This is a genomic window from uncultured Anaerococcus sp. (assembly GCF_963510915.1).
In the GTDB taxonomy this organism is placed as follows: Bacteria; Bacillota; Clostridia; order Tissierellales; family Peptoniphilaceae; genus Anaerococcus.
Genome location: NZ_CAUPHG010000128.1, coordinates 1 through 3,648, shown reverse-complemented (window position 1 = coordinate 3,648; position 3,648 = coordinate 1). Strand labels below are relative to the sequence as shown.

The 3,648-nt window shown below is 33.7% G+C and carries 3 protein-coding genes, 1 pseudogene and 1 riboswitch; of the genes and pseudogenes, 1 reads left to right on the top strand and 3 read right to left on the bottom strand.

Annotated features, from left to right (window positions below):
- A pseudogene (locus RQ893_RS08535) lies at positions 1-363 on the bottom strand (ArsR family transcriptional regulator); the annotation flags it as partial.
- A 169-nt stretch (positions 364-532) separates the two neighbouring features.
- A riboswitch (TPP riboswitch) is annotated at positions 533-634 on the top strand.
- Positions 635-761: 127 nt separating this feature from the next.
- Here RQ893_RS08535 and cytX point away from each other — a divergent pair.
- Positions 762-1,922 carry a putative hydroxymethylpyrimidine transporter CytX gene (gene cytX / locus RQ893_RS08530; RefSeq protein WP_311482593.1) on the top strand — a complete coding sequence of 387 codons (1,161 nt, stop codon included), beginning with the start codon at positions 762-764 and terminating at the stop codon, positions 1,920-1,922.
- 47 nt (positions 1,923-1,969) lie between these two features.
- On the opposite strand, the gene RQ893_RS08525 is transcribed toward cytX, so the two are convergent.
- Both RQ893_RS08525 and RQ893_RS08520 read right to left on the bottom strand, forming a co-directional pair.
- Positions 1,970-3,265: a HAMP domain-containing sensor histidine kinase gene (locus RQ893_RS08525; RefSeq protein ID WP_311482592.1), complete on the bottom strand. Its 1,296-nt coding sequence runs from the start codon at positions 3,263-3,265 to the stop codon at positions 1,970-1,972.
- Position 3,266: 1 nt separating this feature from the next.
- On the bottom strand, positions 3,267-3,648 hold a 382-nt coding region (locus tag RQ893_RS08520), incomplete at its 5' end, for a response regulator transcription factor (RefSeq protein ID WP_311482591.1).

Genomic DNA, 3,648 nt, shown 5'->3' with positions numbered 1-3,648 from the left:
ATTGATATTTTGGAAAACACCTGCCATAAAAGGCAAATAATTTCCATCGTTTTCTATAAATATGTAAAAAAGATTTAAAATATCTTCGTTTTGGTCTTGGAAAAATTCCTCTAGATAGGGAAGGGATTCCTTTTTTACTTTTCTAACAAAATCTGTATAGGCCTTGTTGTTATAAAAAGCTGTATCAATTGAGGTTAAATTCATATCTTGTGAATAATTAAAACCTGGGTAGGAATCCTCAAAGGAGAAGAAATTTTTATTTTTTGCAGCTAGGTAGTTTGTGTAAAGGTAAACCATAAGACCAGCTTCATTTACAAGAAGTGGTTTTTCTATAAGTTTAAAATTATCAAAGTGAGTTTTCATTGTATATCCTTTCTTAGATTTATATCTAATAATTATTTCTATCTTAGATTTCTATTAACTTAATTATAAGATAAATATCATCTAACATCAAGAGTCGTATATTCGATATTAATCTAAGTATAGAATTGGGAAGATTTCCTTGACAAAATAAAGGGAAAGATTTAAAATAAAAGGCATACAAGGGAGTTCTTAAAAGATCTGAGAGGAGGCTTAGCCTCGACCTTACCTGATTTGGATAATGCCAACGGAGGGATGTATATTTTTTATGCATATTTTTTTTGAACTTATGAACAAGCCTTGCTTGTTCTTTTTTTGTAAATAAGAAAAAGGAGAGATTATGAAAGAGAAGATGAATTTATTTTGGGAAAGAAATCCCCAAGAGAAGAAAGGAGAAGAAAATGAAAAAAACTTCTAATTTTGAAAACGGCTTGATTTGGTTTGGGGCAGGAGTTTCCATAGCAGAAATTATTACCGGAACATATTTCGCACCCCTAGGCTTCAAAAAAGGACTTTTGGCTATGGTTATTGGCCACGCTATCGGCGCCGTTCTTTTATACTTGGCAGGGATCATCGGTGGCAAGACCGAAAAATCTGCCATGGAGACAGTGAAAATGTCTTTCGGACAGAAAGGCGGACTATTCTTTGCACTTTTAAATGTCCTTCAACTTGTAGGATGGACTGCTATTATGATTTATGATGGGGCGATTTCAACCTCCCACGTTTTTGCCACAGGTCACATAATCTGGGCCCTTGTAATAGGAGTCTTGGTTTTAGTCTGGATAATGGTCGGCATTTCAAATCTTGGCAAACTAAACACAGTTTCTATGTCGCTTTTATTTATCCTAACAATTCTACTTTCCTTTAAAGTATTCCAAGGAGTAAATTTTGCTTCAAAAGAAACTGCTGATGCAATGAGCTTTGGTCTTGCCATAGAACTTGCCGTCGCCATGCCACTTTCTTGGCTACCACTAATCTCTGATTATACAAGAGAAGCAGAAGACCCAAGAGGGGCAACTCTCACATCAACAGTCATCTACACTTTTGTTTCTATGTGGATGTATGTAATCGGTATGGGTATGGCTCTACTTACAAAGGAAAGTGACATAGCAATGATTATGGTTAAATCTGGCCTAGGCTTGGCTGCGATTTTAATTATAATCTTATCAACTGTAACAACAACCTTCTTAGATGCTTATTCAGCAGGAATTTCTGCTGAATCACTTTCTAAAAAAATTAATGGTCAGAAGATAGGAATATTTGTCACCATAATCGGTACAATTGGAGCAATTTTATTCCCAATGGATGATATAACAGACTTTTTATACCTAATAGGTTCAGTCTTTGCACCAATGATAGCTATCCAAATCGCAGATTTCTTTATCCTAAATAAAGATAAATCAGAAGCTGATATTTATTACAAAAACATGGTAATTTGGATAATTGGTTTTGTCGCTAACAGGATGTTTTTAAAGATGGACCTCCTAATAGGTTCGACCATATCTTGTATCCTAGTTGTAATCCTTGTAAAAGTATTAGCTGAAAAACTAATTAAAGATTAAAAAAGACGAGCTAGCTCTTTAGAGCTTGCTCGTTTTTACTTTTTGTCTTAGTTAATAAGGTCAAAGTCAAAGGAAACTTCAAGACCCGGCTTGCAATTTTTAATGGTAAATCTCCCGTCATGTAAGTCGGCAATTTGCTTGGCGATAAAAATCCCCAAACCATGTTTGGTAACGTTGGTTAAATCTTCTTCGTAAATTTTTTTGATAATATTTTCGCTAATCCCCTCACCTTGGTCTAGGATTCTAATAATTAGCTTGTTATCAAAGGTTTGAAGGATGACGGTGATTTTTCTATTTGTATAAATTAGGGAATTTTTCAAGATATTTTCAACCATCCTATAAAACAAAGTCGGATCCATTTTGATTTTTATATCTTGGTTTACTAGCTTGTTGTCAAAAATAATTTCCCTATCTGGGTTTTCGTTTAACTTATCAACTATGAGTTTTCTTATTATCTTAACAGGATTTTCCGCTACAAAGCCTTCCTTATCAATGTTGGCAAGGGACATAGTGAGATTTAGACCCTCTAAAATATTTGAAATTTTTAAAACTTGGTCTTGAATATTTTTGGTATCGAAGTCTTTTTTATTTTCCTTATTAAGCTCCCAGGAAATCTTTGCAAGGGGAGTCCTCACATCGTGGCTAAGACCCCTTATCCACTTACTTTGTGATTTTTTTAAGTTATTATATTTCTCATTTGCCTTATTAATTGAAAGTGCTAAGTCTCTTAATTCTCCATTTTCATCTAATTTTTCATAGTCGTCTTCATAAAGCTCATCAATTGCCTTTTGGAAAGGAGCAATATTTTTAAGTATATCCCTTATATCCATCCTGTAAAAAACATAGACAAAGATTAAAAAGAATATTAAAAATATGACAACTAACCACAAATTAAAAATAAGGTTGTGGTAGTTATAGTAATTAAATGGCAACTTATCCAGAGAATTTTTCGGGTAGGCAAAGACAAGTAGACCATCTCCTAGTATATAGGTAAAAACTGGATAATCAGCTAAATAATACCTGGTAAAGCCCGCTATATCTGTAAGGTCGAACTTATCCTTAACCTCTCTTGGTTTGTTGAAAGATTCGATGACACTACCATCTTTATCAAGCCTTAGAGCCCAAATATCATTTTCTTTTAAAAATTCCTTATTTTTTTCATTGAGATAGGAGTCGGTTTTGTTACTTTCTACATAGGAATAAAGGTCATTAGGATTTGGATATTTATCTCCTAGCTTGTAGTTGAGGTAGAGAAAGACCATTAGCAAAAAAATTAGAAAAAACATCAGGGCAAGGATTCTTATGACGATTTTTTTAAATCTTTTTATTATATAATTAAACATACTAGCCTTCTTTTACGAGTTTATAGCCTAGCCCCTTGATGGTTATCAAGATTTTAGGGTCTCTCGGATTGTCTTCGAGTTTTTCACGAATTCTGTAGATGTGGGTTATCAATGTGTTTTCATACCCATAGGAATCTTCCCAAATATTTTCCAGAATACGGTCAATAGAGACAATCATATTCATATTATCAGCCAAATAAGCAAGGATTTTAAATTGGGTGGCAGTTAGGGGGATTTCCTCTCCATTTTTTATAAGGATGCCCTTGGTCTTATCGAAAATTACCTCGCCTAAAGATATTCTTTCCTCGTTTTTGATCTTTTTACTTCTTCTTAAAACCGCATCAATCCTCCAAAGGAGTTCATCAGGGAAAAATGGCTTGACT